The 1,939-nt window shown below is 67.1% G+C and carries 2 protein-coding genes; both read left to right on the plus strand.

The features are described 5' to 3' along the window. Positions 1-254 (plus strand): LPXTG cell wall anchor domain-containing protein (locus AUL38_RS00825; protein ID WP_153006410.1); only part of this gene is annotated, 254 nt, incomplete at its 5' end. 107 nt (positions 255-361) lie between these two features. Beyond that, the coding region (locus tag AUL38_RS00830) for an ABC-F family ATP-binding cassette domain-containing protein (protein WP_059058344.1) at positions 362-1,939 on the plus strand (1,578 nt) is incomplete at its 3' end.

The following is a 1,939-nucleotide window of genomic DNA, read 5'->3' on the forward strand; positions in this document are numbered from 1 at the left end:
ATGCTGCGGCTACTCAGGCGTATGAGTTTGCGGATCCGGTGACGGGTGATCTGACGCTGTATGCGGGTTGGACGAAGGACAGCGTTCCCCCCGTCAAACCGGTACCACCGACGGGCGAAACCACACCACCGAAGGGTGACGGTGGCCCGCTCGCGAACTCCGGTGGAGCAGGTCCCATGGCACTCGTCGCAGGCGGTATCGCCGCACTCCTCGCGGGTGTTGTGATACTCATTAGGCGCCGCCTGGCGAGTTAACGTAGGCGACCAGAGGCCCCGCGTTTCACTCCCTATTGGAGTGCGACGCGGGGCCTCTCGCGTCCGCGCGGCCGATCCACATCGAACTGAACTACGCTTAGAGGGTTATGGCGCATATTCTTGGGGCCGAGGCCCTGCACCTGGAAGTTCCGACGAAGGTCGTTTTCGACTCAGTGACGCTTGGCGTCGATGAGGGAGATCGCATCGGCATCGTCGGCCGAAACGGCGACGGCAAATCTTCGCTCCTGATGATGCTTGCTGGGCGGCGCGAACCCGACTCGGGCCGCGTCACCTACCGTGGCGGCACCACGATCGGCGTGCTCGATCAGGCCGATCGCTTCGACGACGGCGAGACCGTCGGCAACGCGATTGTCGGCGACACCCCGGAGTACGAGTGGGCGGGCGAGCCTCGTATCCGCGACGTCATCGCGGGTCTCGTTGCGGATCTGCCGTGGGAAGCCGAGCTCGACTCGCTCTCGGGCGGCCAGCGCCGCCGCGTCGCGCTCGCGCGGTTGCTCGTCGGCGACTGGGAGGTTCTCTTCCTTGACGAGCCCACGAACCACCTCGACGTCGAGGCCGTTGCCTGGCTCGCCGAGCACCTCAAGCGCCGCTGGCCGGCGAACCAGGGCGCACTGCTCGTCGTCACCCACGATCGCTGGTTCCTCGACGAGGTCAGCACGCAGACCTGGGAGGTGCACGACCGCCTGGTCGAGCCCTTCGAGGGCGGCTACGCGGCCTACATCCTGCAGCGCGTTGAGCGCGACCGCCAGGCCTCCGTCGTCGAGCAGAAGCGGCAGAACCTCGCGCGCAAGGAGCTCGCCTGGCTCCGCCGCGGTGCTCCCGCGCGCACGGCGAAGCCGAAGTTCCGCATCGACGCGGCAAACGAGCTCATCGCCGACGTCCCGGAGATTCGCGACAAGGTCTCGCTGCAGTCGATGGCGGTGTCGCGCCTCGGCAAGGAGGTCGTGAACATCCTCGACGTCGGCGTCACCTACACCGACCCCGCAACGGGTGAGCCGCGCGAGGTGCTCAAGGACATTGAGTGGCGCATCGCCCCGGGCGAGCGCACCGGCATCCTCGGCGTGAACGGCGCGGGGAAGTCGACGTTGCTCGGCCTCATCTCGGGTGCGGTTGAGCCGACGAGCGGCATCGTGAAGACGGGCAAGACCGTCAAGGTCGCCCAGCTCACGCAGCGCCTCGACGAGCTCGAGGCACACCTCAACGAGCCCGTGCGCGTGGTCATTTCACGGCTCCGCACGAGTTTCACGGTCGGCTCGGGATCGAAGGCGCAGGATCTCACCCCCGGTCAGCTGCTCGAGCGCATGGGGTTCACGAGCGCGCAGCTGTCGACGCCGGTGAAGGATCTCTCTGGCGGGCAGAAGCGTCGCCTGCAGCTGCTGCTGATCCTCCTCGACCAGCCGAACGTGCTCATCCTCGATGAGCCGACGAACGACCTCGACACCGACATGCTCGCCGCGATGGAGGATCTCCTCGACTCGTGGCCAGGCACCCTCATCGTCGTGTCGCACGATAGGTACTTCCTTGAGCGCGTCACTGACCAGCAGTACGCGATCCTCGACAAGGGGCTTAGGCACCTGCCGAACGGCGTCGACGAGTACCTCAAGCTGCGCCAGGCGGAGGAGCGCGCGAAGGAGGCTGCGGCGGCCGGCGGCAGCGCCGGCGGC

Origin of the sequence: Leucobacter sp. G161 (assembly GCF_001482305.1) — a bacterium.
Classification (GTDB): Bacteria; Actinomycetota; Actinomycetes; order Actinomycetales; family Microbacteriaceae; genus Leucobacter.